We start from the raw sequence: 25,679 nt of genomic DNA on the forward strand, positions 1-25,679 counted from the left end.
TCTTATATAAAGAGATTAACGTACGTAGTACACTTCCATTTCGCCATCATCTTCATCATCGTCAAAATCGTCATCCTCTTGACTGGCAAGACGTTGTTTACGACGCATTTCACGATAAGCCTCTTTAGCTGCAATGGTTTGTTCACGTGTTTCAGCTTCAAGCTGATCACGGAATGCTTGCATTTCTGCTGCATACTCTGGATCTTCAACTTCGCGTTCGCGCTGTTGTTCAATTTGATCCATTAAATAATAAACGACTTCTTTGGTTCCCTCAGACATCAAGCCTGAAGTCTTAAATACTGGACCCTCCCATTTCAACTCTTCAAGGATGTGATTGCACCACTCATCTCTTGAGTCTTCAGGCAACTGATCTACTTTATTTAAAACCAACACCACTGGGAGTTTTGACAATGTTGGAGAGAACTTTAAAAGTTCATTTAAAATTGCCTTAGCATTATAAGCTGGATCTGATCCATCAATTGGCTGTACATCCACGATATGTAGAAGAATACGAGTACGCGCCAAATGTTTTAAGAAGCGAATACCAAGACCTGCACCTTCTGCAGCACCTTCGATCAAACCTGGAATATCAGCCATTACAAATGAACGGTGACGATCTGCATCTACAACACCAAGATTAGGTACCATAGTTGTAAATGGGTAATCTGCTACTTTTGGTTTTGCTGCAGAGACAGCACGAATAAATGTTGATTTGCCCGCATTTGGCATACCTAATAAGCCAACATCTGCCAAAACTTTCAGCTCTAGGCGAATTTCGCGGAACTCACCTTTGTTGCCATGTGTACATTTACGTGGAGAACGGTTCGTTGATGACTTAAAGTGAGTGTTACCTAAACCACCGTCACCACCTTGAGCAACAAGAACACGTTGACCATTTTCAATTAAATCACCAATGATGTCGCCAGACTCAGTATCTACAATTGTTGTTCCTACTGGAACATATAGTGTTACGGATTCACCACCGCGACCTGCACAGTTTGCGCCAGCACCATTTTTACCACGTTCAGCACGAAATCTACGGGTATAACGATAATCTACAAGCGTACTGGTGTTGTCATCAGCTTGAATATATACGCTGCCACCACGACCACCATCACCACCATCTGGACCACCAAATGGTACGAATTTTTCACGGCGAAAACTGGCTACGCCATTGCCACCGTCGCCAGCCTCTACGGTAATGACTGCTTCATCAACAAAGCGCATAATGCCAATCCTCTAAAAACTTTAAAACCGCCTATTCTGCCATATTTTAAAGTATTTCTCGACTATATTTATGCTGGTTGAGAATAAGTTAGCGACTTTTTTCATAAATTGAGTCTTTAATATTTTGGTGTATCACTGCATTAAATTTGATTTATTCATTACTCATTGTTTTATCAAATAACATCATTGGTTTTATTTATTTCTGAAACCACAAAATAATGCCTATAGTGCATTAAATTGCACTCTAAGATTTTGACATGGATCGCTCTGCTACCCCTTTATCCTCACAATTCGTGCTTATTATGGCTTTGGCCTGTGGTGTCTGTGCAGGTTCAGCCTATTTCAATCAACCACTGATTTATTCAATCGAAAGAAGTTTAGAAATTTCGACCAGCCAAGCTGGATTTACCGTGGTTATCGCTCAAGTGGGTTATATGCTCGGACTCATGCTTTTGGTACCCCTTGGAGATTTTTTTAATAAACGAAAACTCATTGTGAGTTTAATGATATTTGCGGCAATTTCGCAGATCCTTTTGTCTTTCAGCTCAGATATTAGCACTTTATATATCTTTACCCTTTGTGCAACATTTGGAGCCATATCAGCACAAGTATTAATTCCATTTGCTTCTTCCATTAGCCCACCGGAATTAAGCTCGGCAGTTGTAGGTAAACTCATGAGCGGATTGGTCATGGGGATTATTTTATCTAGGACATTTGCCGGCTTTGTTTCAACTTATTGGTCTTGGGAAGGCGTTTATTTCATTAGTGGTATTTTGACTTTATGTTTTGCATGTTTAATGTGGAAAAAACTCCCCAACACTCAACCTGCTTCGCATTTACAAGTCACCGATATTTACAAATCACTTTGGAGCATCGCAAAGCATAATCCGCATCTCATACGCCGTGCCTGCGCGGGTGCCCTAGGATTTGGCATTCTCTCAATGGTGTTTACATCGATGACTTTTGTTTTAGGGAGTGCCCCATATCAATTTACTGATTTTCAAATTGGTCTATTTGGTCTGCTAGGTATTATCGGAATTTATTCCTCGAGTTGGTCTGGTAAAACAGTTGGCAAAGGGAAAGAAGAATTTGTCGCTCAATTATGTATCACCTTGATGCTGTTCTCTTGTATTCCATTATATTTCGCGCAACAGAACATCTTCATTTATGCACTTGGCGTATTGATGAGCTATTTTGGTCTCACTGCATTTCATGTTTTAAATCAAAATCTAGTTTATCGTATTGATGGTCAAGCACGCTCACGAATTAATGCTGTCTATATGACCATTTACTTTTCAGGCGCTGCATTAGGTTCTTTAGGTGCTGTCTATGCTTGGGAACATTATGCATGGATTGGTTGCGTTGCTTTGGGACTGTTTTTCTCAATTTTAATTTTATGTATTGATCGTTATGATTTTAAGATCATGAAAACCATATAAACATCTCGCTCAGTACACACTTTAAACTGAGCGATAACGAAATGATGAAATATAACTATCGCGTAATAATTGCCTTACTTTCCAAAATCTCGGGTAAATTTCGCTCAATCCAATGGATCAACTCATTTAATTTCATCGCTGCATTTGAACCCAATACAGTGAGTTGATACTCCACCTTTGGAGGAACTACTGGATAGACAGTGCGCAAAATAAAACCATCTTTTTCTAAGGTTTTTAGTGTCTGAGCCAACATTTTTTCGCTCACCCCCTCAATTCTTTGTTTTAGCTCACTAAAACGATGCACACCATCACTCAAGCAACTTAGGACGAGAACTGACCATTTACTGGTGAGATGCTCCAAAATTTCACGAGAAGGACATTCACTGGATAAAACTTGACCTAATAAATCACTATGCGCATATGTATTCATCATTTTTCTCTTAACAGTTAATAACTTACTTTTAGGTACGTACTTTCATTAAGTAAGTTAACAGATTAATATGCCTTCATCAAGTTTATTTTTTAGCCACAATGAGAGGAAATTAAAATGAAAATTGCGATTACAGGTGCAACTGGTGAATTAGGTCGTTTAGTTGTTCAAGAACTTAAAAAACTTCATAGCAAGCATGAAATTATTGCTTTGGTTCGCAACCCAGAAAAAGCTAAAATTTTATTTTCTGAAGATATTCAAGTACGCAAATTTGATTATGATCAGCCAGATGATCTCGCAAATTCCCTTCAGGATATTGATAAACTCCTGCTCATTTCTGCCAATGAAATTGGTCGTCGCACTCCACAACACAAGGCTGTTATTGATGCTGCAATTAAAGCTAGAGTTCCTCACTTAATCTATACCAGCTTACTGAACGCAGATCATTCTCCGCTTGGCTTAGCCAATGAACATCGAGAAACGGAAAAATTAATACGTGAAAGTTCTATTACCTACACCTTTTTAAGAAATAATTGGTATAGCGAAAACTATTTATCTGCGCTCACCCATCAAATCGAGACAGGCATTGTGTACGGAGCGGCTCAAGATGGTTTAATTAGTTCAGCTTCTCGTTTGGATTATGCCACTGCTGCAGCTCAAGTATTAAATGATGAATCCACTCAACATTTCAATAAAGTTTACGAGCTTGCTGGTAGCGAAAGCTTTAGCTTAAATGATTTTGCGACCTTACTTTCTGAGTTTTCACAACAGCCTGTGAAATATCAAAACTTATCTCCAGAAGATTATCGTCAAGGATTAATTCAAGCTGGTTTACCACTAGGTCTCATTGACGTCATTGTAGATGCAGATCTTCACACCGCCCATGGTGCGATGTACAGTGAACACAAAGATCTTGAACATTTAATTGGTCGAAAAACCACATCGATTCGTGAAAGCATTCAGCAAGCCCTGAATGCTTAGAGGATAGACTCCCCTTAAAGGGGAGTTTTTACTTTTTAATATTGCGCAGAGGTAAATCCAAGTTCATATCTAAATTCGCCTTTGTTTCTCGCTCCAAGTTATACATTGTTGCTCTAAAACTAGATACATCCTTCATCAAAATTGGATCATTTAAATGCAATACCGGTTTGAAAACATGATCAATATCCACATCAAGCTGCTCATGCAAATCTAAATAGACAGGACCATCAAAATCAATCGTAATCGGAACCTGATAAGTACGCTTTAAATGAAATGGAACTTCAAGCTGAATAGGCAAATCTAAATTTAACGGAAATTTAGGTAAAAGTCGTGTTTTATACACCAAATCTGTTGTTGCACTAATTGGAATCGTTTGATCGATTTTTACTTTCGTTTGATAATCCACACTCACAGAAACAGGGACTTCGACTTTAAACTTGAGATTGGTTTTGTATTTACCCTGCAAATCTAAATCAATATTTTCCTGCACTTTAATTTGTGTATTTAGCGCACCAATCGCTTGTACCTCAAGATAATTCCCAACATCAATTTTTGTCGGCAATGATTCTGATAATTGTACACTTGCATTCTTCGCAGTGACTTGAATGGATGCTTGAATATTGAGATATAGCCAAAAACCTACGGCGACAATGCTTGCCACGATAATAAACAAGAGCGAACCATATCCCACGATTTTTTTAGCACTCATGCTTCTCGAGCTCACTGGGCTTTCACCGATTCAGCAGATTGATCATCCTTCTGAACTTTAATGGGTGATGCTGCTTCCACTTTTTGATTTTTTTGTAATGTTAAGGTATTGAGTGGGATAACCAACTCACCTTTTTGTATTTTAATTGGCAAAGTATTTTGTACGTTGACTGAAGCCTCTAACGCAGTTTTAATTGGTGCATTCAAATGACCTTGTACTGGTATATCCACATCTAAATCCTTATTTAATGGGATGCGTAGATTCTCTTTTAAATCCGCTTGAACAGGTGCTTGAAATTTCAAGTGAACCATTTGATCTAAGGGAACATCCATTTCAACAGGTACATCAAGTTTAATTGGAATCGTCCCTTTCAATGGCAGTGTAATATCTTTGCCCAAAATGCGAACCTTAACTTTAGTATCTACTGCTAAATTTTGATCCACAATCAAATTTTCACGGACTGGAATAACCGTTTTAATTGGTACTTGATTGTCGAAATGAACCATAGGATTCAATGTTTGTTGTACAGGAATAGAAAGATTTTCACGTATAGGAATGGTCGTTTTCACACGACCTGTCACATTCACATCCAAAGCATCATGGATTTGAACTTTCGCTTGCAATGGCTCTTGAAGATCAATATTCACGGCTTGATCTTCAAGTGGAATGTAAATTTTAAAATGTTGAAAAACCCATAAGGCAATTGCTATACCACTCGCGGCAGCCAAAGCAATCAGCACGAAGCCAATGACAAGATATTTGATGCGCAAAAATATAATCCTTTAACACTTATTTTTTTAATCACCTGCTCACAATCCATATTTTATGTGAACAAATACACAATTTTTCAATATTAAACCACTTATTTTGAAGAAACCATATTGCTCTAAAGTCTTAATTACGTAAATTTAGGCAAATAAAAAAGAGCCTCGAAAGAGGCTCTTTTTATGTCTTACAAATTATGCATTTGTTTCAGCAGGAACTTTTGGATAGCTTACGCCGCCCATTTGTTCAGCAATACGCAGAACTTGGCAGCTATAACCTACTTCGTTGTCGTACCATACATATGCTGTTAAACGGTTACCAGACGTAATTGTTGCTTGCGCATCAAAAACACCTGCAGTGCGTGAACCGATAAAGTCAGATGATACAACTTCAGTAGAGTTTGTATAACCAATTTGACCTTGTAGATTAGAGTTGATAGAAATTTGACGAATATATTCGTTCACTTCATCACGATCAACTTCTTTATCTAAAGTCAGATTAAGGATTGCTAAAGACACGTTAGGTGTTGGAACACGTACAGAGTTACCAGTTAATTTGCCTTTAAGCGCTGGAAGTGCTTTAGCAACTGCTTTAGCAGCACCCGTTTCAGTGATCACCATGTTCAACGTTGCAGCACGGCCACGACGGTCAGCTTTATGGTAGTTGTCGATCAAGTTTTGGTCATTCGTGAATGAGTGAACTGTTTCAACGTGACCATTAATCACTGTATATTTGTCATGAAGTACTTTCAACGTCGGTGTAATCGCGTTTGTAGTACAGCTTGCAGCAGAGATGATTGTATCTTCATCAAGAATGTCAGCTTGGTTAACACCAAACACAACGTTCTTCATATCACCTTTACCAGGTGCAGTTAAAATTACACGTGCAGCGCCTGGGCATTTAAGGTGCTGAGCAAGACCTTCAGCGTCACGCCATTTACCAGTGTTATCAATCACCAATGCATTTTCAATACCATATGCAGTGTAATCCACTTCTGATGGATTAGATGCATAGATCACTTTGATGAATTGACCATTCGCAATAATTGCTTCGTTCTCTTCATCTACAGAAATCGTACCTGCAAATGGACCATGAATAGAGTCACGACGAAGTAAAGAAGCACGTTTCTCTAAATCACCATCAGATGATTTACGAACAACAATCGCTTTAAGATTTAGACCACGACCAAGACCAGACTGACCAATCATAAGACGTGCAAGGATACGACCAATACGACCAAAACCATAAAGCACAACATCTTTATGCTCAACAGATGCAGCATTGCCTTGTAGTGATTTAACAGCGTCAGCAACGAATGCATCTACATCGCCACCTTTTGCTTTAAATTCTACAGCAAGTTTGCCTAAATCGATTTCAGCTGTGCCGATATTTTGTACTTTAACCAATGCTTCGAGGATTGGGAAAGTATCTACAGCAGAAAGTTCAACGTCTAAAACACGTGTACGACGATGAGCTTTAAGAATTTGGATAACCGAGCGGTTAATTAAAGAGCGACCGTATACTGTAGCTACGATGTTTTTTTCACGGTATAACTGACCAACAAGGGCAATCATACGTTCCGCGAGTTCTTCACGGTTTTTCCAGCGACCTTGGTGCTCTGCATGTAGGGCAACGATAGTGTCTTTGCTCACAGATACGTCCTCTAATTAATTGTAAATCTAAGCATAAATTTCAAAACCCCATAATTGTAAAGGAATTAACTCAGAGTTGAAATGAAAACTCGTTTTATTTTTTACTAAAGCAATTTTCTCTTTGTAAAAAATATATTTTAGCAATTGAATTACAATATAATTTTTTGAGTAAATGATTTCATTTAGATATCAAATACTGATCATTAAGCCTACAAATCCAATTTCGTCACTGAGTTACAGCCTGTTCAACTAAATACTGGTGAAGCCGAAATATCCTGACTCAACATCATATTTAAATCTTCTAAATTAAAATCTTCTAAGTTTTCTGGGAGTTTGACCAATACTGGAAGCTTAGTTAAACCATTTTGCCCCGAAGGGAATGCATAATGTCGTTCAAACTCACTTGTAGCTGAAAAACTTTCAAATTCAATAAATACACTATATTTTCGATAGTTTTTAGGCACACTTAAAATATCTAGATAAGCCTGCTTCTTGATTTTCACCATGGCCAATGAAGTTTGTTGAAGTTCTTTTTCTAACTTTTCTCCAGCCACCATTCTTTTTAAAAATGAGCCTTGAACTTCAGCATAATCTCGTTTCAAACGCATCGTATGAGACAGCATTTCTCGGTAATCTTGAATATGTTGGCTTAAATCTTCTTGTAATGCATTTAACGGTTTCTTGGAGCGCTCATGCATGACTCCACGCTCATACATATTCAATGGTACAAATATTTCATCTTTACGCTTTTCAAGTAGTTTTAAATAGGCTAACAACTTGTATTCAAACAATTGGACTGAGGAATTAAAAAATAATGAAGGCTGTTGTTTAAAATCTTTATAATTCGCCAGAATATCTGAAAATATGCGATGCACACTTTTAAACAGATACTCATATTCTTCAATATGTGATAAATGCTGTTCTAAAGCCACCACGAGAGGTTGTAGCAATTCGACAGTCAATGCTTGCTCAATCTTCCGTAAATGCTGTTTGGCTACAAAATCACTATTACTTCCAGCCATCCCTAAATTTTGTGTCAAAAGCGGTAATATCTTCTGTTCAGCAACATCTTCAAATTCTTGCACAATTTGAATGACATCTTTATGCACTTGATGCTGAATAGTAACCATCATCTGCACGTGTTCCATAAACTGTTTGATATACCCCTCTTCATTGTAACGGCGCATATCCAAAACCAACCCATTGAGATAAATTTGCTGGTTGTATTCCATTCGATCTTCAAATAAAAAACGACGGATCGAAAATGGATTTTGTTCAAACTGACTGGTTGGTGCGATGACGAATAGAAATTCAGAGGTTTTAACAATATCAAAGTGTCGAATGGACTGTTCTTTCAGCAACCATTGTGCAAAAAAAGGATGCTCCATGATCGATGAGCTTCTAGGTAGAAGGGGTTTAAACCAATACCCCAATAATTGTTGCTTAATAAATACTTCTATCATAAAGCTCTTAATCTGAGCTGAAGTTAACTGACGAGCTCCAACTGGTGTTTCAAGATTTAATTCACGAATTAACTTAGCAACATCTTGCAAAAAAACCCGACGCATTAACATTTTTTCGCGTTGTAATTTTAAATTGTCCTCAACAGCAATCTGGTCAATTTGATACAGCGCATTTTCCAAATAGTCCGCCACTTGTACGCAATCCGTCATCTCCTTCAACCATTGGATAGATTGACATAACTTTGCTGCAATAGAGCGCATTCTTTCACTAGAAAAACTGTGCTTTAAAATTCCCAGCGACGTCGTGACTTTATATTCGAACGTGTTATTCACACGATTCCAAAATATATCTTTAGGTTTTAGAATTTGACGATCAATTTCTTCGCGAACATCACTATCAGAATGTTGAAATATACGCTCTATGAGTCTTTGCCAGTTTAAATCCAGACTAGGCTCCATCTGTAATAATGCTGCTCTTGTTTGGTACTGAATCATGATTGTTAAATTAGAATTATTATTGATTTAATAAATTTATCACATTTTTATATTTTAGTTAATTGTGTCACAAATATTTTTAAAGAATAAGTAATTATTCTTATCATTCAGTCAAAAACTCTTATGTACAACTCATCCTTATGTAATGATATGAAACTTAGTGCTCATCATTTTGGGCTAGACGCGATTGTAGTTTCTTATGTTGATATTGAAGTAACTTTTCAGTTCTTCTTTGACGATAGAGATAAATTGCACCCTCCAAAATAAGGAGCAATACAGCAAACCAAATTGGAATATAAGTCAACCATTCTCCTGCTTCCACGCGTTCACCCATTGCCATTGATGCTCCTGCCAACAAAATCGGCTCTAAATAACTCAATAACCCAAAAATCACAAATGGAAGATATCTGCTCGCCAAGATGTAACTTCCAAGCCCTAAGGCACTTAAGCAACCTAGACCTAGTACGGCTAAAATGAGATATTTAAACTCAATAATCAGGGGCAATGTGTTTGAATAAAAAAATGCTAGAAAAATAGCAACTGGAATCACCAGCAATAAATCCCACCAGAATCCACCTAAATGATCTGTTCCAAATTTTCTTCTTAAAAAAAAGTAGATCGGATAAGCCACAGCAACATACATGGTCTCCCATGCCACAGTACCGATGCGCCAGATTTCATGGCTGACACCAAGAATTGCAAAAAACACAGCTGCAATTTGCCACTTTGAGAGCTTTTCTTTGTAAAGAACGCAACCAAAGAGAACCATCACCAGAGGCAACAAAAAATATCCTAAAGAAACCTCAAGCCCCCGACCATTGATTGGCCCCCACAAAAATAACCAGAGTTGAGTTGTACACAAAAATGAACTGATCAAGAGCCAAATTAAAATAGATGGTTGTTTGCAAATTTTATTATAAATTTCTCGAACATATTTTAGATCACCCGACCACCACATAAACAGCGTTAAGAAAGGTAACGTGGCTAACATTCGCCAAGCAAAGGTTTGCTCGCTGTCTAGTGGTCTAAGAAAATACGTATAAAAATATAGCACCCCAAATGTCACTGATGCCATAACTGACAATGCTATACCTTTTAACATATCTGAACCTAAATTTTACCAAACGATATTATAGCTAGAATTCGTAGCAATAGATGTTGATGCATAAAAAAACCACGCCTTAGCGTGGTTCTCATCATTTTCAACATTATTTTGTTGAACCAGGTGCTTGACCCGTTTGCTTTGTACGTATCACATCGCTTAAGTCATAACCAACGGATTTAGCATAATCAAGATACTCATTCACAACTGCTTGATCAGGATTATGCGTGCGAGAAAGCACCCACATATACTTACGTTTAGGCTCACCCACAAGTACAGTTTGATAATCCTCATCCAGTTTCAGCACCCAATAATCTCCACGACCAACTGGTAACCATCGAATAGCACTCGGCAAGAAACTAACTTTCAATTTTGTATTAAATGGCTGATTTTGTACAAATGCCTCACCCACTGACTGAGTAACTTTACCGTCAGCAGTAAAACAACGGTTATCAACATTGACATTACCATTTTCATTTAATGTATATGTCGCAGTCACATCACGATCACACTTGTTTTGGAAATAAAGTGGCTTACGTGCTACTTCATACCAAACACCTAAGTATTTATCGAGTTCAACTTTTTCAACAGTATTGAGTGGCTTGTCCTGAGCATAAACCATCGTTGCTGCCCCTAAACCAACCAATAAGGCACCACCCAATACAATCTTGCTAACATTGAAACCAGCAGATGGGAGATTCTTGATCATCTAAATAACCCCTATTTATTGAATTTGTTTGTGAGTATTCATTTACTCTTCAACAATAACGGTTATTTTTCGGCTTAATGTTACGTTATGTGATGATTTTACAGTGTTTTCTGTAAATTAAATCACTGAATTAACTGTGCTTTTAAACGCACGATCTCATCACGGAAACGCGCTGCTTGCTCAAACTGAAGCTCTTTCGAAGCTTTGAGCATTTCCTTCTCCAATTTAGCCAAATGTTTTGCCAATAGTTTTGGATCGGAAACTATATGGCGCTCATCCGCACTTAATGCACGTGCTTGTCCTGATACATTCTCATCAATTGACTCATCATCATACACTTCACCAGTATCAATTTCTTTGATGACTTGGCGGACTGCTGAACGCGGAGTGATGCCATGTTCTAAGTTAAAATTAATTTGTTTGGTACGGCGACGCTCCGTTTCATCAATTGCTTTTTGCATTGAATCCGTAATCCGATCTGCATATAAAATAGCCTTTCCTTCAACATTTCGAGCAGCACGACCAATGGTTTGGATAAGTGAACGTTCTGAGCGTAAAAAGCCTTCTTTGTCGGCATCTAAAATTGCGACTAAAGATACCTCAGGCATGTCTAAACCTTCACGGAGTAAGTTAATTCCAATCAATGCATCGTAGACACCTGTTCGTAATTCATGAATGATCTTCACACGTTCAACAGTATCGATATCAGAGTGTAAATAAGCCACTTTGATCCCGTACTCTTTTAAATATGACGTCAAATCTTCAGCCATGCGTTTGGTTAACGTTGTGACCAAGACACGTTCATTTTTGTCTTTACGTTGATTAATCTCCGAAAGGACATCGTCCACCTGAGTTAATACTGGACGAATTTCAATGACGGGATCAATCAATCCTGTTGGACGCACCACCTGCTCGGCAATTTGTTCTGATTTTTCTAATTCATAATTGGCAGGCGTCGCACTGACATAAATTGTAGTAGGAATAATACGTTCCCACTCTTCAAACTTCATTGGTCGATTATCCAGTGCACTTGGTAAGCGGAAACCATAATTCACTAGATTTTCTTTACGTGATCGATCGCCTTTATACATCGCACCAATTTGAGGAACCGTAACATGCGATTCATCAATAATAAGTAATGCATCCTCAGGCAGGTAGTCGAAAAGCGTTGGCGGGGCCTCTCCAGCTGGTCGACCTGATAAATGTCTCGAGTAATTCTCAATACCATTGGTATAACCAAGCTGTTGCATCATCTCAAGGTCATATCGAGTACGCTGTTCAATACGTTGAGCTTCAAGCAATTTATCTTCAGCTCTGAAATATGCCAAGCGCTCTTTGAGTTCTTCACGAATCGTTTCGATGGCACGCTGTAAGTTATCTTTAGGCGTCACATAGTGACTTTTTGGATAAATCGTGATTCGTGGAACTTTACGAATCATTTTTCCAGTCAAAGGATCAAACCAGCGGATCGAATCCACTTCATCATCAAATAGCTCAATCCGCACTGCATTTTGTTCTGACTCTGCGGGGAAAATATCAAGAATTTCTCCACGAATTCGATAAGTACCTCGTAAAAATTCGAGTTCATTACGCGTATATTGCATTTCTACCAATCGACGAATCAACTCATCACGGCTGACTCGATCACCTGTCACAATATGTAAGAGCATATTCATATATGCGTTAGGATCACCTAAACCATAAATGGCGGACACCGAAGCAACGATAATGGCATCCTTACGCTCAAGCAAAGCACGCGTTGCGGACAACCGCATCTGATCGATGTGATCATTAATAGCAGAATCCTTCTCAATAAAAGTATCAGATGACGGAACGTATGCTTCTGGCTGATAGTAATCGTAATAACTTACAAAATACTCAACAGCATTATGTGGAAAAAAAGCTTTAAATTCTCCATAGAGTTGAGCCGCAAGGGTTTTATTGTGTGCCATTACAATAGTAGGACGTTGTAATTGCATAATCACATTCGCCATCGTATAGGTCTTACCAGAGCCTGTTACCCCTAATAGCAATTGATCCTTAAAACCTTGATGTACTCCTTTAACAAGTTTCTCAATCGCTTGAGGTTGATCTCCTGCAGGCTCGTAATTAGTTACTAATTCAAATGGACGACTGTCACTCACTCGATAATTCTCGCTATACAGATGAAGAAAATATGCAATAACACTGGTAATGCATGGCTTGCTTGCTCAAATCTTTATGATTTACTCATCTGATGATGAGGGTGAAAACCATAAATTCAATCAATTTTACTTGACCCTTACAGCAATCAATTGCACCATGAACTTAAATTGCATGTTGATGTAAAAAACTATGACTTACCAATATCACGATGAAACGATTATCAACAGTTTAAATGAAGATACAGTATTTGTATTTGGTAGTAATTTAGCAGGCACGCATGCAGGTGGTGCTGCAAAAATTGCACTTCAACATTTCGGTGCGGTTAAAGGTGCTGGCCGCGGCTGGGCTGGACAGAGCTATGCAATACCTACCATGAATGAGCATTTGCAACAAATGCCTCTATCCCAGATTGAACACTACATCAATGATTTTAAGATCTATACAAAAAACCACCCCAAGATTAAGTATTTTATTACAGCCGTTGGTTGTGGTGTAGCAGGTTACAAAGTTGCTGAAATAGCCCCCATGTTCAAAGGTATATCAAAAAATGTGATTTTCCCGATTTCGTTTAAACCTTTCGTTGAACGAACCTTTCCTAAATTAAGCCAACCTTTATTACATGCCATTTTTTCTTCTGAACTACTGTTCGCGGATTCTTTAGAAACGGCATTTGAGCAACTTAATTTAAATGAATCTGAAAAGAAACTAGCGAATATTTTGATCGAAACGCCGATGTTCCCCGTAGACAGTAATGGACGTGAACGCATCTTTGAAATCGAAGATATTCTCTACCACCTAAAAGATCAAACCTTCCAATATGAACCTAAGTCCGATCGTGCATTTATGATGGGTGGTGTGGTATTGGCCTTACTTGAACTCTACCAAATGAATGAACAAGATTTTGTTGATGTTTGGCAAGGGCTTAAGTCAATTTCTGCGCCAAAACCTGAGCATCGAGCAAAAAAATCAGTTTAATAAGATGTTGATTTTATAAGATTCATTCACTTATATTGTATAAATGAATGAATTTTAAACACCAAGGCTCGCATCTATGGATCATTTAGATCTGACCATCTTTGATTTATCTCCAATTGCGATGTGGCTACAAGACTTCAGCGGTGTTAAACAAATTTTTGAACAATGGACTGCTGAAGGTATTGAAGATATTGAAGCATATTTGATGGAGGATCACAGTCGTCTCCACCTTTGCTTGAGTACGATTCATACCTTACGTGTTAACCAAAGTACGCTTAAACTGTATGAAGCAAAAAACTTAGAAGAAATTTTAGAAAGTTTTCAGAAGTTCCTTCATCCTGAAGTCAGCACTTTCCAAATCCAATTTTTTGTATCACTTTGGAAGAATACTGAACATCATATTCCAGTGATCAATTATACGACCAATGGAAAGCGTTTAGATGTTCAATTACGCGGTATGAAATTAAAAGGTTATGAGGATAATTGGAAATGCCTACTCATGACCACCGAAGATATTTCCCAATATCAAAAAGCACGTCATTTTGCCGAATCTTTATTTACTTATAATCCAACAGCACTATGGATCATGGATTTTAGCCAAATTAAAAAAAGATTTGAGCTGCTCCGTATGCAAAACATTGAGAATTTAGACCAACACATTCATCAACATCCAGAATTTGTTGTGGAATGCTTTGAGCAAATAAATTTCATTGATGTCAATGAAGCGGCGCTCAAACTTTTTGCTGTGAAAGATAAATCTCAATTTTTACATCATTCTCATGATTTATTTGATATTAAACGTTTGGAAAATTTTAAAAGCCAGTTACTACAATTGTGGAATCATGAAGAATATCAACAGCGAGAAAGTAGTTTCTACAACGCGAATGGAGAACAAATCTTCGTTTTAGAACAATTAAATATTTTTCCACATAATTTAGATGATTGGGCGGTGATACAAGTCGCCCTTACAGATATCACTGAGCGAAAAAAATTAGAAAATCACTTACATTATTTGGGTCAACATGACATTTTAACGGATTTACATAACAGAACTTATTTTAATGAAGAAATTGAACGGATTGAGCAACTTGATCTCTATCCAGTGTCTTGTATTTACATTGACATGAACGGTTTAAAAATCATCAATGATCAGTTCGGACATGATGTCGGTGATCAGTATCTAAAAAACTTTGCCGAAATTCTTCAATTTGTCACTCACAAAAAAGATTTTTCAATTTCTAGAATAGGTGGCGATGAATTTGTATTATTGATGCCTCATGCCGATGTTGAGCAAGTTAAAATCCTTGTTCATGATCTTGAAACTCAAATACATCAACATAATCTAGATCACCCTCATCTTTCTATCAGCGTTTCACTCGGACATGCCACAAGACTTAAAGGCGAAACCTTAGAAGATATGTTACGCCGTGCAGATAAATGCATGTATATTAACAAGCATCATTTTTATCAAAATAAAAATCTAACGAATTGAGCTTAGGATTTAGCTCAACGTTAGCTTAGCTTAAAAAAGTGTCTTAAATCACGTAAATAATAAAAAATTTGAATTTTATATCAAAATAATTTAGTGCTATATTATCCACAATTTATTGTTTTAAAAGAAAAGTTCAAGGATAGTTATGGAGATACTTGATTCATCAATTTTTGATTTATCTCCTATCCCAATGTGGTTGGAAGATTTTAGTGCCATTCAAACCATCTTTAACCAATGGCGTAGTGATGGGGTTACTGATTTAGCTTTACATCTGCAACAAAATCCAGATCTTGTGACTTTATGCGCACATCAAATTAAGATTGTTAAAGTAAATCAAAAAACACTCGATCTTTTTGAAGCACAAAGCCTTAAACATCTCACCCAAAATTTAAGCACCATTTTCCAACATCAAATGTTTGATGCACATGTAGCGGAATTAGTTGCACTTTGGAAGGGTGAATTAGAGTTTACAAGTACAACCACTAATTTCACCTTGAGTGGTCAACCCTTAGACATAAAACTGCGAGCTGTCGTTTTACCTGGTTCAGAACAAAGTTTAGACCGTATTTTGCTTACTACAGAAGATATTAGTGGTTATATGCAAGCTCGGCGTTTAGAAGAAAAAAATCGTCTATTAGCTGAAGCAAGATTTAGTTATTCACCCACATCATTATGGGTTGAAGACTTTAGTCGCATTAAATTAAGACTCGATCATCTTAAATCAATTGGTATTGATGATTTCAGAACTTTTTTAGATGTGCATCAAGATTTCGTACAACAATGCATTGAAGACATTGTATTACTTGACGTCAACCAAGCAACATTGGATTTGTTCAAGGCATCGACGAAATCAGATTTATTTCAAAATCTAAAAAAAGTTTTCTCGAAAGAAATGCATCAAACTTTTAAGGAACAATTGATCGAACTATGGAATGGGAAAATTCATCATAGTCGTGAAGCGATCAATTATGCTTTGGATGGTTCAATTCGCTATGTTTTACTTCAATTCACTGTGTTTCCAGGTTATGAAGAAGATTGGGGACTTGTACAACTTGCCCTAACGGACATTACAGCGCGAAAAAAAGCTGAGAGCTATTTAGAATATTTAGGTAAACACGACGTTTTAACAAAACTCAAAAATCGCTCGTTCTACACTGAAGAAATCCATCGATTGGAACGCGCACTTATTCGCCCAGTTTCTGCAATTTTTCTAGATATGAATGGCCTTAAACCGATTAATGATCAATTTGGTCATGATGTAGGTGATGAGATTTTACGCAGAATGGGTAATATCTTAAGTAGAACGATTCACAATACCAGTTATACAGCCTCTCGAATTGGAGGTGATGAATTTGTTATCCTGATGCAAGGTGCAAATGAAACTACCGTTCAGTCGACGATTTTGACCATTCAAGAATTATTGAATATCGATAATCAATATTATTCTAACCATATCATCAGTGCATCAATGGGATTTGCTACAAGCCTTGAGAATGAAACAATTGAGGATATGTTAAAGCGTGCAGACCAATCCATGTATGATCACAAGAGACAATACTACAAATATTTATCCAATAAAAATCAATAATTTACAGTATTTATATTTTTAGATCATACATTTTATTTGCTCTTGAAACACTAGTCATTGCACTGGTGTTTTTTTTTAAAAAATCAATCTTATTTAGTTCTCATATAAGCTTTACTATATTTTTCATTAAATTATGACAAAAAATTCATGATCTTGTCTAACAAAAGCAATTGATTTTAAATTAATAAAGTGTGATTCTCATCACACTTTAATCACGTACAATGATTAAAAACACTTTATTTTTATAAGAGACTATAACAATGGCTTTGTTCAATTATAAATCATTCGATTACTTACCTAACTTTAAATTAAGTTCAGTTCTCTCAATTCCAGCTCAACTCGTTGGTAATGGTCTAATCGCTGCCACCAATGCTGTGAATACTGTTCTTGATGTAGTATCTCCTATTGGTTTAGCAGGTAATGCTTTACTTGGCAAACCTTTCGAAGCAGTGCACGAACTTGGTGATAAAATTATTGATGCAGCTTCAGATGCAGTGAATTCAGTGGGTAAAGCACTTGGTGCAACCATCGAACCGAATGACACTCATCATAAAAATGAGTGGGAAGACAAAGAACTCAGCTTAGATAACATTTTAAGCCTTCCTGGGGATTTAATTGGAAACACCATTATCGGTGCAACCAATATTGCCAATGATATTCTTGATGCTGCTGCACCGATTGCTATTGCAGGAAATGCGCTTATCCCTGGTTTTGATGTTGTTCATAAAGCAGGTGATACGATTATTGATGCTGTCTCTGATGTGGCTCATGACATTGGCTCAGCGATTGGCGGGACAATTGAACCTAAAGATACTCATTATGATAATGAATGGTCTCAAGAGCTTCCATCAGCTACTGAAAACCTAAAATCAATTGTGAATACAGTTGCAAATCAAGTTGAAAATGCACTTGAACCTATTTTCGATTATGTTCCTGATTTCAAATTTAGCTCAGTACTTTCTATTCCAGCTCAGTTACTAGGTAATGGTTTAGTCACGACAGCAAATTTAGTCAATACAGTTTTAGATGTGGCTTCGCCTATTGGCCTAGCAGGTAATGCTCTACTTGGTAAACCATTTGAAGTTGTTCATGAGTTAGGTGACCGCATTATCGATGCAGCATCGAATTTACTCAGTGGTGCTGGTGAGGCCCTCGGCTCAAATGTAGAAGCAAAAGATACACACCACAAAAATGAATGGAAAGATGGCGAACTTAGCCTTGATTCAATTTTAAAAATTCCAAGTGAGCTGGTTGGTAATTTGATTATCGGCAAAGATGGCATCGTGAATGATTTATTAGATAGCGTTGCGCCATTGGTTAAAGTTGGTGATAAATTCATTCCTGGTTTCGAAGAAATTCATAAAGCCGGTGATGCAATCATTGATCAAATTTCAGACATTATCGTAAATATTGGTAAGGATATTGGTGCCACTCTTCCACCTTCAGACTCACATTTTGATCGAGAATGGGGGCAACCAAAACAACCAGATCAATCTAATCCATCAGATGACGGTCGTCCTAAATTCTACAAAATTGACAATCAATTCAGTTACCGCGTAAGTGAATCTGCATTTAAACAAGTTCAAGAACTATATAACAAGTTTATCTCAACTGGTTCTTTACAAGGTAAAAATTTCTGGCGCCCTATTTATACCGTGATCAAAGAAGATTTAGCATCAAATGACGCAGTTGATCAGGGTACTAAAAACTGGTTAAAAGTTGCTGAAGCTGTTGCAATAGCTGATCCTCAGAGCTTCCTTTATCAATATGTTCGCTTAGGAACAGGTAAATCACTCGCAGATAAAGGCATCTATATTACGGATGAACAATTCTGGCAAGCATCAAATGTATTGATCAAAACTTTAGCTGACAATTTCTTGAATGGCGTTAAAAATGCTGATGGCGAGACTGTTGTTCCAGCAGGATATTTACCAAGCTCTGATGGTAAGTTTGGATTGGTACTTATGGATGCAACTCAAGCTCTTGAAAACTTGGGTGGCGAGCTAGGTGATTGGACAGGTATCACACCATTAAGTATTCTTGATCACTATTTAGGTGTTGATACTTCACAATTGAATGGTGGTGATAGCCGTCCGTTTACTTGGTATTTAGAGCTATTGGGTGATGTAGTTAAAGCCAACTTAAAAGCTGGTGCGAGTATCTTTGATGTTGTGAATCAGATCGTGACTGAGGGCTTAAACTTCGTTGGACAATTCATCAAAGGTGAAATATTTGATGATGGCTTCTCTTCACGTGATCAACTTGTAAATACATTGACTCAACTTGCTTACGCATATGCAGGTGATTTGGCCGGTTCTGTAGCAGTAGCGACAAACTTATTTAATCCTAACACCAACATTATTACCACTTACTCAGTTTTCGGACGTACCTTAAACGGTAAAGATGGTAATGACATCATTAAAGGCGGTGTCGGTAACGATACGCTTGTAGGTGGTAAAGGTGATGACTTGCTCTTTGGTGGTTGGGGCAATGACATTCTAAAAGGTGGTGAAGGCATCAATGTCCTCGTAGGTGGTCGTGGTGACGATACCTATTATGTACAATCAAAATATGACTTCGTACTTGAACACAACTATGAAGGTACAGACACTGTCATTAGTTCTGCAGATCAGTATCAATTAACCGAAAATATTGAAAACCTTACGCTGATCAATCCAATCAAAGAACTTTTGATTGCTGGATCAGAAATTCAACAAAGTGGTACGGGTAACCAATCTGACAACATTATCACAGGTAGCAAATTCGTAAATAACGAATTAAAAGGCCTCGCTGGAGATGACACCTTAATCGCAAACGGGGGTCTAATTAACATCTTAAATGGTGGTATTGGTAACGACAAATTGTATGGAGATCTTGGTAACGAGACATACTATTTTGATCAAGGCTTTGGAGTAGATACAATCTATGAAAAAGGTGGTCAAGATACCATTCAATTTGGTGCTGGTATCTCAATTGATGATTTACTCGTTCAAGACTCTGGGAATGATCGTATCATCAATCTTAAAGATTCTGCTGATCAAATCACTATTAAAGATTGGGCAAAAGGTGAAGCACATCAAGTTGAATCAATCGTATTTAAAGACGGTTCTACATTCAACTTACTGACTCTAGATCAAAGCTTAAGTTACGTGTAATTCTTTCCCACAAAAAAATAGGTGCTTAAAGCACCTATTTTTTTATCTTTTACCCATTGAGCGACGTGTACCACGTGGCGGCATCCATGTGCGATCAGCATAGCGCTGAGGCTTTGGACGTAGATCTTCGATTTCTTCATCAGCTTGCTTTGCGTCATTCACTTGCTTGATAGGAAATGGAAGATTCACTACAGGCTTCTTTTTGGGAGAATTTTCCGAACTCATTTGAGACCACTCATTTCAATCTAACGCTATTGTACGGAAATTTGTTTTTTTATGCGACCCACGTTGTTTAATATGGATATGTATCATTGCATTAAAATTCGATGAATTTCGTGATTTTTTGCTAATTTGCCTAGATATTGGACGACTAAAACATTCAATTTAAGCTAAGATAGTGTGCTTTTTATTTTTTAATCCCTATAAGAAGGAATACTGCCGTGGACGTACGTCTCTCTGATCGTGTCAATGCCATCAAACCGTCCCCAACGCTTGCTGTGACCAATAAAGCTGCAGAACTTAAAGCTGCTGGTAAAAACGTTATTGGTTTAGGTGCAGGCGAACCGGATTTCGATACACCACAACACATCAAAGATGCAGCAATTGCAGCGATTAACAACGGTTTTACTAAATACACCGCAGTTGACGGTACGCCAGGTCTTAAAAAAGCAATTATCGCTAAATTAAAACGTGATAATAACCTTGATTATGCTGCTAACCAGATTCTCGTTTCTTGTGGCGGTAAGCAATCATTCTTTAACCTTGCGCTTGCATTGTTAAATAAAGGCGATGAAGTAATCATCCCTGCTCCATTCTGGGTAAGCTATCCAGATATGGTGATCATTGCAGAAGGTGTGCCAGTTATTGTTAAATGTGGTGAAGAACAACGTTTCAAAATCACACCAGCTCAATTAGAAGCTGCAATTACTGATAAAACTCGCCTAGTTGTTTTAAACAGCCCTTCTAACCCAACAGGTATGATTTATACCAAAGAAGAATTAGAAGCATTAGCTGAAGTTCTTCGTAAATATCCTGAAGTATATGTTGCTTCTGATGATATGTACGAACCAATTCGTTGGGACGACGAGTTTTATAACATTGCTACAGTTGCACCAGATCTTTACGATCGCGTAATCGTTCTCAACGGTGTATCTAAAGCATATGCAATGACAGGTTGGCGTATCGGCTATGCAGCAGGTCCTGCTAAATTAATCGGCGCAATGAAGAAAATTCAATCACAATCTACTTCTAACCCAACTTCAATTTCGCAAGTTGCGGCAGAAGCTGCATTGAATGGTCCTCAAGATGTACTTAAACCAATGATTGAAGCTTTCAAACGCCGTCATGATTTGGTTGTTAATGGCTTGAATGATATCAAAGGCATTACATGCTTACCTGCTGACGGTGCATTCTATGCTTATGCAAACATTCGTCCATTGATCCGTGCAAAAGGTTTAAAATCTTGCACAGAATTCTCTGCATGGTTATTGGAAGAAACTGGTGTTGCGGTTGTTCCTGGTGATGCATTCGGTTTAGGCGGTTATATGCGTATTTCATATGCAACAGCAGATGAAGTATTGGTTGATGCGCTTGCACGTATCAAAAAAGCAGCTAACTCAATCGAAGGCGTAGATGCAGCAATTGCTTCTATCGCAGCTGAAAAATAATCTGATAAATTAATCAGATCAAAAACCCGCGATTTTCGCGGGTTTTTTTTATTAAATCTAAACCCTTCATGCACCTACATAACCCAATACGCAACATAAAACCTTTTGGTTAATACGCTCTCTCACTGAAGCGTAAAAAGTGTGCTTTTAGGATTGGATAAAAGTCAGAGATTTTTTAAAAAGCAACTCAAACATGATCCAACAGTTGTCTAAGTAGCCCGCTGATAAATTAAGCTTTATACACTATTCATAGTATCGATAGCCCAATCTGAAACATCATATTTATCACTGAAAAATCCCATTTATAGATATGCTTTGCACCATCATATAGAAGTTGGAACTGATCTAAGTAACCATAATATGGGATTTAATTAATGAAAAATAAGTTCTAGAAACACCAATTCACCCTACTAAAGAAGATAAAATGACACAGGCTAACTTGGACTATATTTAAAAAAAATCAATTCATTCAACAATTTCAGATTTGACTTGTGAAAATTTGCCTAAACCGCAAGCTGTTTATTAAACAAATGCTTTGAAGGACGAGAACAACTTAGGCATTCAACATAATATTTAAGTGGTGACTTTAATAAAATCTCGCTCACCGCATTCGACTCATTTAACCAAGCAAGCGATTTATTCGTGCCAAGAATGGCATTCCCTTTTATGGAGTAGATATAGACTTTATTTACGTTAGGTGTTAAGTCATTTGCTGCCAAATACTGTTCAAGCGTGAATGATTGATCGTGATCAACAGACCATTTTTCAGAAAACCACAGCTGTAATAACTCACCCAAAACCAGATGATGTTTTTTAAAAGGAAATACATCAATTACCGCGCCCTCTACTTCAATGAAATAAGAACTAGGCGAATTTAAGATAGACAGGTAATTTTGTTTATAGAATTCAAGATTAGAAAAGATCTGAGAAATGGTAAGCGTATTCATTCGCTTTCTCCTATTTTAGCCATTTAGTGCTGGCAAGTTGGTATAAATCCACACTGCTTAAAACTCTGTTTCAAGCGCTCTGTTGTTAAATAAATCTAACAAGCTCATTCTAAATTGGCAAGTAAATTTAAAAAAAACATTTTATTTGAGCAAATAAACAACATGCGGCTCAAAAGTGACAATTGTATGGCAATTTACACTTGACCCAATCTTAAATCCCCTTATAATCGCATTCAGATTCTCCAATAGCTCAGTCGGTAGAGCGACGGACTGTTAATCCGCAGGTCCCTGGTTCGAGCCCAGGTTGGAGAGCCAAATACTAAAAAGCCCAAGCATTTAAGACTTGGGCTTTTTTTTGCCAAAAAAATCCCCCACTTGGGAGGATTTTCTCAACCATATTTTAAGCTGCTTTTGCTGGAACTCCACTGTGAAAACGGAAGGTTTCATCAGGTGTTAAGATGAGTTGCTTTTCAACTTTTCGAATGTGCTCTATACGACTTTGAATATCCTCCTCAGGATCTTTCAATTTCGCAGTTTTAGCCACATCCAGAGCTAGAGCCAAATAATCCTCGTAATGGCGTGATTCAGATTTTAGTAAGTAGCGATAATAGCGCCCTAATTCCTCATCGACTCTGGGCGCTAATGCATAAAAACGTTCACATGAGCGTGCTTCCACAAACGCACCAATAATTAAAACATCAATTAGCGCTTCTGGTTCATACGTTCGAATTTCTTTGCGTAAGCCACCCGCATAACGCCCAGCACTTAAACCAACCCATTGCTGCCCGCGCTTATTCATAAACTCTAAAACCTGCTCATAATGCAGCATTTCCTCACGCACTAATTGAGCGAGCTTGACTTGTAAATCTACAAAAAAGCTGTATCTAAACATGAGATTCATGGCTGTACTGGCTGCTTTCTTTTCACAGTTCGCATGATCTTGCATCAAAATATCAAGATTATTTACAGCCTCATCTAACCAAGCTTGTGGAGTTTCGCAACCAAGGAAGCCTATGACAGGCTTCATTAATTCATCATAATCAATATTTGACATAGTACTCATCAATCTTATCGTGCAGCTTTGATTGCTGCTTTCATATCTTGAACTGCTTGCGTAAGTCCTTTAAAAACAGCATCGGCAATCAGAGAATGTCCAATATTCAATTCGTGTATTTGAGGAATTGCTGCAATAGGAGCAACATTGTCAAGATTAAGTCCATGCCCAGCATTTACAACCAAACCTTTAGCAGCAGCGTATTCTGTTCCACGGATAATACGTTGTAACTCTACCTGCTGTGCTTCTTCTGTTTCAGCATCTGCATAAGCACCTGTATGAATCTCAATAGTTGGCGCACCACAGGCAATTGCAGCATCAATTTGTTCAATATCAGCATCGATAAATAACGATACATCACATCCAATCGCTGCTAATTCCTGTGTAGCAGACTTAACAGCCTCAAAATTACCAACAACATCTAAGCCACCTTCGGTCGTGACTTCTTGACGCTTTTCAGGCACAAAACACACGTGATGCGGCTTTATTTCTTTAGCAAATGCCACCATCTCATCTGTCACTGCCATTTCAAGGTTCATGCGTGTTTTAAGTACAGGGCGCATGCGACGGACATCATCATCATGAATATGACGACGATCCTCACGTAAATGTAATGTAATGCCTTCAGCCCCTGCCTCTTCACAAATTAGTGCTGCCTGTACTGGATCCGGGTAGCGTGTGCCTCGAGCCTGTCTTAGAGTTGCAACATGATCAATGTTCACACCAAGCAATGCAGCCATAACATTTTCCTAATTTGATTTTGATTGAGCGTTTTGAATCCACAATTGACGACTTTTTAGTGGGCGATCACCCAATAATGAAGTAATCATTTGACGATATAATTTATTCAGTAATTGTAACTGTTCAGCGTTGAAATCTGTACCATTTTCATAATTTATCATGCTGCGAATTTGCTCACCTGTCAGTGTAGCAGCGCTTAAATAATGAACTGGTACGAATCCTTCATTTAATTGAAATTGATATTTTTGTGAAGTTAAAATTTCATTTTGGTGTGCATCTATCGAGTAATCAATCGCATAACCAAGCTCTTCTAGAAGTACGTATTCAAATTGACGAAGAATTTGCTTCAAGAATTCGTTAGGATTTGAATGTTGAGCTAATTTTTGTAAACTTTCTAATGTCTTGTGGTACTGTGCAAAAGTATCTGGCATTGCCTCTTCTAATGGGCATAATCTCAATAAGATTTCATTTAAATAAAATCCTGAAAAGAATGCATCACCATGAAAAAAAATGGGATGATTAACAATTTCTAATTTTGTGAAATTTTTTAATTCAGACTTTCCTGTCGCTTGAAGTGCGATAGGCTGATATTGCGGTGGTGGAGGTTGTCTTAGTATGCCATCTACTCGTCCATACTCTTCAGTGAATAAATGGACAATATGACTCCGCTCTCGATACTTTCGATGATGGATTAAGTATCCATGCAAAAATTCATTTCGCATCGACTAATCTTATTATTTATCTTTCTTTAGTTCTTTTTCATCATCGTCATCACCATCGGGAATAACAGCCCCAACTACTGCTGCAGTACCTTTGACGACTCCTTTGGTGGTTTTATACGCAACTTTTACAGGAACTGTGACAACTTTATGAATGCAACCTTGTAAAACCAAAGCACATACAATTATCGCAACCATCTTCATCATCATCAGCTCCTATAACC

General features: G+C 37.6%; 22 protein-coding genes and 1 tRNA gene. 8 read left to right on the forward strand and 15 right to left on the reverse strand.

Annotated features, from left to right (window positions below):
* Window positions 1-15: 15 nt before the first annotated feature.
* Entirely contained in the window at window positions 16-1,227 is a 1,212-nt protein-coding gene (gene cgtA, locus AC1M9N_RS06415) for an Obg family GTPase CgtA (RefSeq protein ID WP_481954457.1), read from the reverse strand.
* A gap of 257 nt (window positions 1,228-1,484) precedes the next feature.
* On the opposite strand from cgtA, the gene AC1M9N_RS06420 reads away from it, so the two are divergent.
* Window positions 1,485-2,666: an MFS transporter gene (locus tag AC1M9N_RS06420; protein ID WP_092767040.1), complete on the forward strand. Its 1,182-nt coding sequence runs from the start codon at window positions 1,485-1,487 to the stop codon at window positions 2,664-2,666.
* A gap of 55 nt (window positions 2,667-2,721) precedes the next feature.
* Here the strand turns inward: AC1M9N_RS06420 and AC1M9N_RS06425 are convergent, their stop codons facing one another.
* Window positions 2,722-3,096 (reverse strand): winged helix-turn-helix transcriptional regulator, encoded by a 375-nt coding sequence (locus tag AC1M9N_RS06425; RefSeq protein ID WP_092767041.1) that lies wholly within the window; start codon window positions 3,094-3,096, stop codon window positions 2,722-2,724.
* Window positions 3,097-3,213: 117 nt separating this feature from the next.
* Here AC1M9N_RS06425 and AC1M9N_RS06430 point away from each other — a divergent pair, with 117 nt between their 5' ends.
* The gene (locus tag AC1M9N_RS06430; protein ID WP_481954458.1) at window positions 3,214-4,077 is read left to right on the forward strand and encodes an SDR family oxidoreductase; all 864 of its coding nucleotides are present in this window, start codon (window positions 3,214-3,216) and stop codon (window positions 4,075-4,077) included.
* Window positions 4,078-4,105: 28 nt separating this feature from the next.
* On the opposite strand, the gene AC1M9N_RS06435 is transcribed toward AC1M9N_RS06430, so the two are convergent.
* The 7 genes from AC1M9N_RS06435 to uvrB all read right to left on the reverse strand — a co-directional run bounded on the left by AC1M9N_RS06435 (window position 4,106) and on the right by uvrB (window position 13,116).
* Window positions 4,106-4,786: a hypothetical protein gene (locus tag AC1M9N_RS06435; protein ID WP_481597351.1), complete on the reverse strand. Its 681-nt coding sequence runs from the start codon at window positions 4,784-4,786 to the stop codon at window positions 4,106-4,108.
* Between the two features lie 11 nt (window positions 4,787-4,797).
* A complete protein-coding gene (locus AC1M9N_RS06440; protein ID WP_481597352.1) occupies window positions 4,798-5,556 on the reverse strand; it encodes an MFS transporter in 759 nt (252 codons plus the stop codon).
* A 189-nt stretch (window positions 5,557-5,745) separates the two neighbouring features.
* Window positions 5,746-7,203 carry a glyceraldehyde-3-phosphate dehydrogenase gene (locus tag AC1M9N_RS06445; protein WP_180028420.1) on the reverse strand — a complete coding sequence of 486 codons (1,458 nt, stop codon included), beginning with the start codon at window positions 7,201-7,203 and terminating at the stop codon, window positions 5,746-5,748.
* A gap of 245 nt (window positions 7,204-7,448) precedes the next feature.
* Window positions 7,449-9,161: a hypothetical protein gene (locus tag AC1M9N_RS06450; RefSeq protein ID WP_481954459.1), complete on the reverse strand. Its 1,713-nt coding sequence runs from the start codon at window positions 9,159-9,161 to the stop codon at window positions 7,449-7,451.
* A 157-nt stretch (window positions 9,162-9,318) separates the two neighbouring features.
* The gene (gene rarD, locus AC1M9N_RS06455; RefSeq protein ID WP_481613013.1) at window positions 9,319-10,263 is read right to left on the reverse strand and encodes an EamA family transporter RarD; all 945 of its coding nucleotides are present in this window, start codon (window positions 10,261-10,263) and stop codon (window positions 9,319-9,321) included.
* Window positions 10,264-10,369: 106 nt separating this feature from the next.
* Entirely contained in the window at window positions 10,370-10,972 is a 603-nt protein-coding gene (locus AC1M9N_RS06460; RefSeq protein WP_481591429.1) for a lipocalin family protein, read from the reverse strand.
* Between the two features lie 122 nt (window positions 10,973-11,094).
* Window positions 11,095-13,116 (reverse strand): excinuclease ABC subunit UvrB, encoded by a 2,022-nt coding sequence (gene uvrB / locus AC1M9N_RS06465; RefSeq protein WP_481954460.1) that lies wholly within the window; start codon window positions 13,114-13,116, stop codon window positions 11,095-11,097.
* 190 nt (window positions 13,117-13,306) lie between these two features.
* On the opposite strand from uvrB, the gene AC1M9N_RS06470 reads away from it, so the two are divergent.
* The 4 genes from AC1M9N_RS06470 (at window position 13,307) to AC1M9N_RS06485 (ending at window position 20,327) form a co-directional block, all read left to right on the forward strand.
* A complete protein-coding gene (locus AC1M9N_RS06470; protein ID WP_481608838.1) occupies window positions 13,307-14,092 on the forward strand; it encodes an A1S_2505 family phage non-structural protein in 786 nt (261 codons plus the stop codon).
* Window positions 14,093-14,168: 76 nt separating this feature from the next.
* Window positions 14,169-15,584 carry a diguanylate cyclase gene (locus tag AC1M9N_RS06475; protein WP_481954461.1) on the forward strand — a complete coding sequence of 472 codons (1,416 nt, stop codon included), beginning with the start codon at window positions 14,169-14,171 and terminating at the stop codon, window positions 15,582-15,584.
* A 145-nt stretch (window positions 15,585-15,729) separates the two neighbouring features.
* Window positions 15,730-17,172 carry a sensor domain-containing diguanylate cyclase gene (locus AC1M9N_RS06480; RefSeq protein WP_481954462.1) on the forward strand — a complete coding sequence of 481 codons (1,443 nt, stop codon included), beginning with the start codon at window positions 15,730-15,732 and terminating at the stop codon, window positions 17,170-17,172.
* A gap of 260 nt (window positions 17,173-17,432) precedes the next feature.
* Window positions 17,433-20,327, forward strand: coding sequence for a calcium-binding protein (locus tag AC1M9N_RS06485; RefSeq protein WP_481954463.1), 2,895 nt, complete (start codon window positions 17,433-17,435; stop codon window positions 20,325-20,327).
* Window positions 20,328-20,369: 42 nt separating this feature from the next.
* Here the strand turns inward: AC1M9N_RS06485 and AC1M9N_RS06490 are convergent, their stop codons facing one another.
* Complete coding sequence (locus AC1M9N_RS06490) at window positions 20,370-20,552, reverse strand: hypothetical protein (RefSeq protein WP_179997905.1); 183 nt, start codon at window positions 20,550-20,552, stop codon at window positions 20,370-20,372.
* A gap of 215 nt (window positions 20,553-20,767) precedes the next feature.
* Here AC1M9N_RS06490 and AC1M9N_RS06495 point away from each other — a divergent pair, with 215 nt between their 5' ends.
* Entirely contained in the window at window positions 20,768-21,994 is a 1,227-nt protein-coding gene (locus AC1M9N_RS06495; RefSeq protein ID WP_481954464.1) for a pyridoxal phosphate-dependent aminotransferase, read from the forward strand.
* A 503-nt stretch (window positions 21,995-22,497) separates the two neighbouring features.
* On the opposite strand, the gene AC1M9N_RS06500 is transcribed toward AC1M9N_RS06495, so the two are convergent.
* The gene (locus AC1M9N_RS06500) at window positions 22,498-22,941 is read right to left on the reverse strand and encodes a hypothetical protein (protein WP_481954465.1); all 444 of its coding nucleotides are present in this window, start codon (window positions 22,939-22,941) and stop codon (window positions 22,498-22,500) included.
* Between the two features lie 239 nt (window positions 22,942-23,180).
* On the opposite strand from AC1M9N_RS06500, the gene AC1M9N_RS06505 reads away from it, so the two are divergent.
* Window positions 23,181-23,256, forward strand: a tRNA-Asn gene (locus tag AC1M9N_RS06505).
* A gap of 85 nt (window positions 23,257-23,341) precedes the next feature.
* On the opposite strand, the gene AC1M9N_RS06510 is transcribed toward AC1M9N_RS06505, so the two are convergent.
* The 4 genes from AC1M9N_RS06510 to AC1M9N_RS06525 are packed head-to-tail and all read right to left on the reverse strand — an operon-like array spanning window position 23,342 to window position 25,662.
* On the reverse strand, window positions 23,342-23,995 hold the full coding sequence (locus tag AC1M9N_RS06510) for a MiaE family protein (protein WP_481593444.1): 654 nt from the start codon (window positions 23,993-23,995) through the stop codon (window positions 23,342-23,344).
* 14 nt (window positions 23,996-24,009) lie between these two features.
* Window positions 24,010-24,735, reverse strand: a complete 726-nt coding sequence (gene pdxJ / locus AC1M9N_RS06515) for a pyridoxine 5'-phosphate synthase (RefSeq protein WP_035267175.1) — start codon at window positions 24,733-24,735, stop codon at window positions 24,010-24,012.
* 9 nt (window positions 24,736-24,744) lie between these two features.
* Window positions 24,745-25,458, reverse strand: coding sequence for a DNA repair protein RecO (recO, locus tag AC1M9N_RS06520; protein WP_481594682.1), 714 nt, complete (start codon window positions 25,456-25,458; stop codon window positions 24,745-24,747).
* A gap of 12 nt (window positions 25,459-25,470) precedes the next feature.
* Window positions 25,471-25,662: an NF038104 family lipoprotein gene (locus AC1M9N_RS06525; RefSeq protein WP_180028433.1), complete on the reverse strand. Its 192-nt coding sequence runs from the start codon at window positions 25,660-25,662 to the stop codon at window positions 25,471-25,473.
* Window positions 25,663-25,679 lie beyond the last annotated feature (17 nt).

Source organism: Acinetobacter sp. ANC_7655 (genome assembly GCF_056784015.1).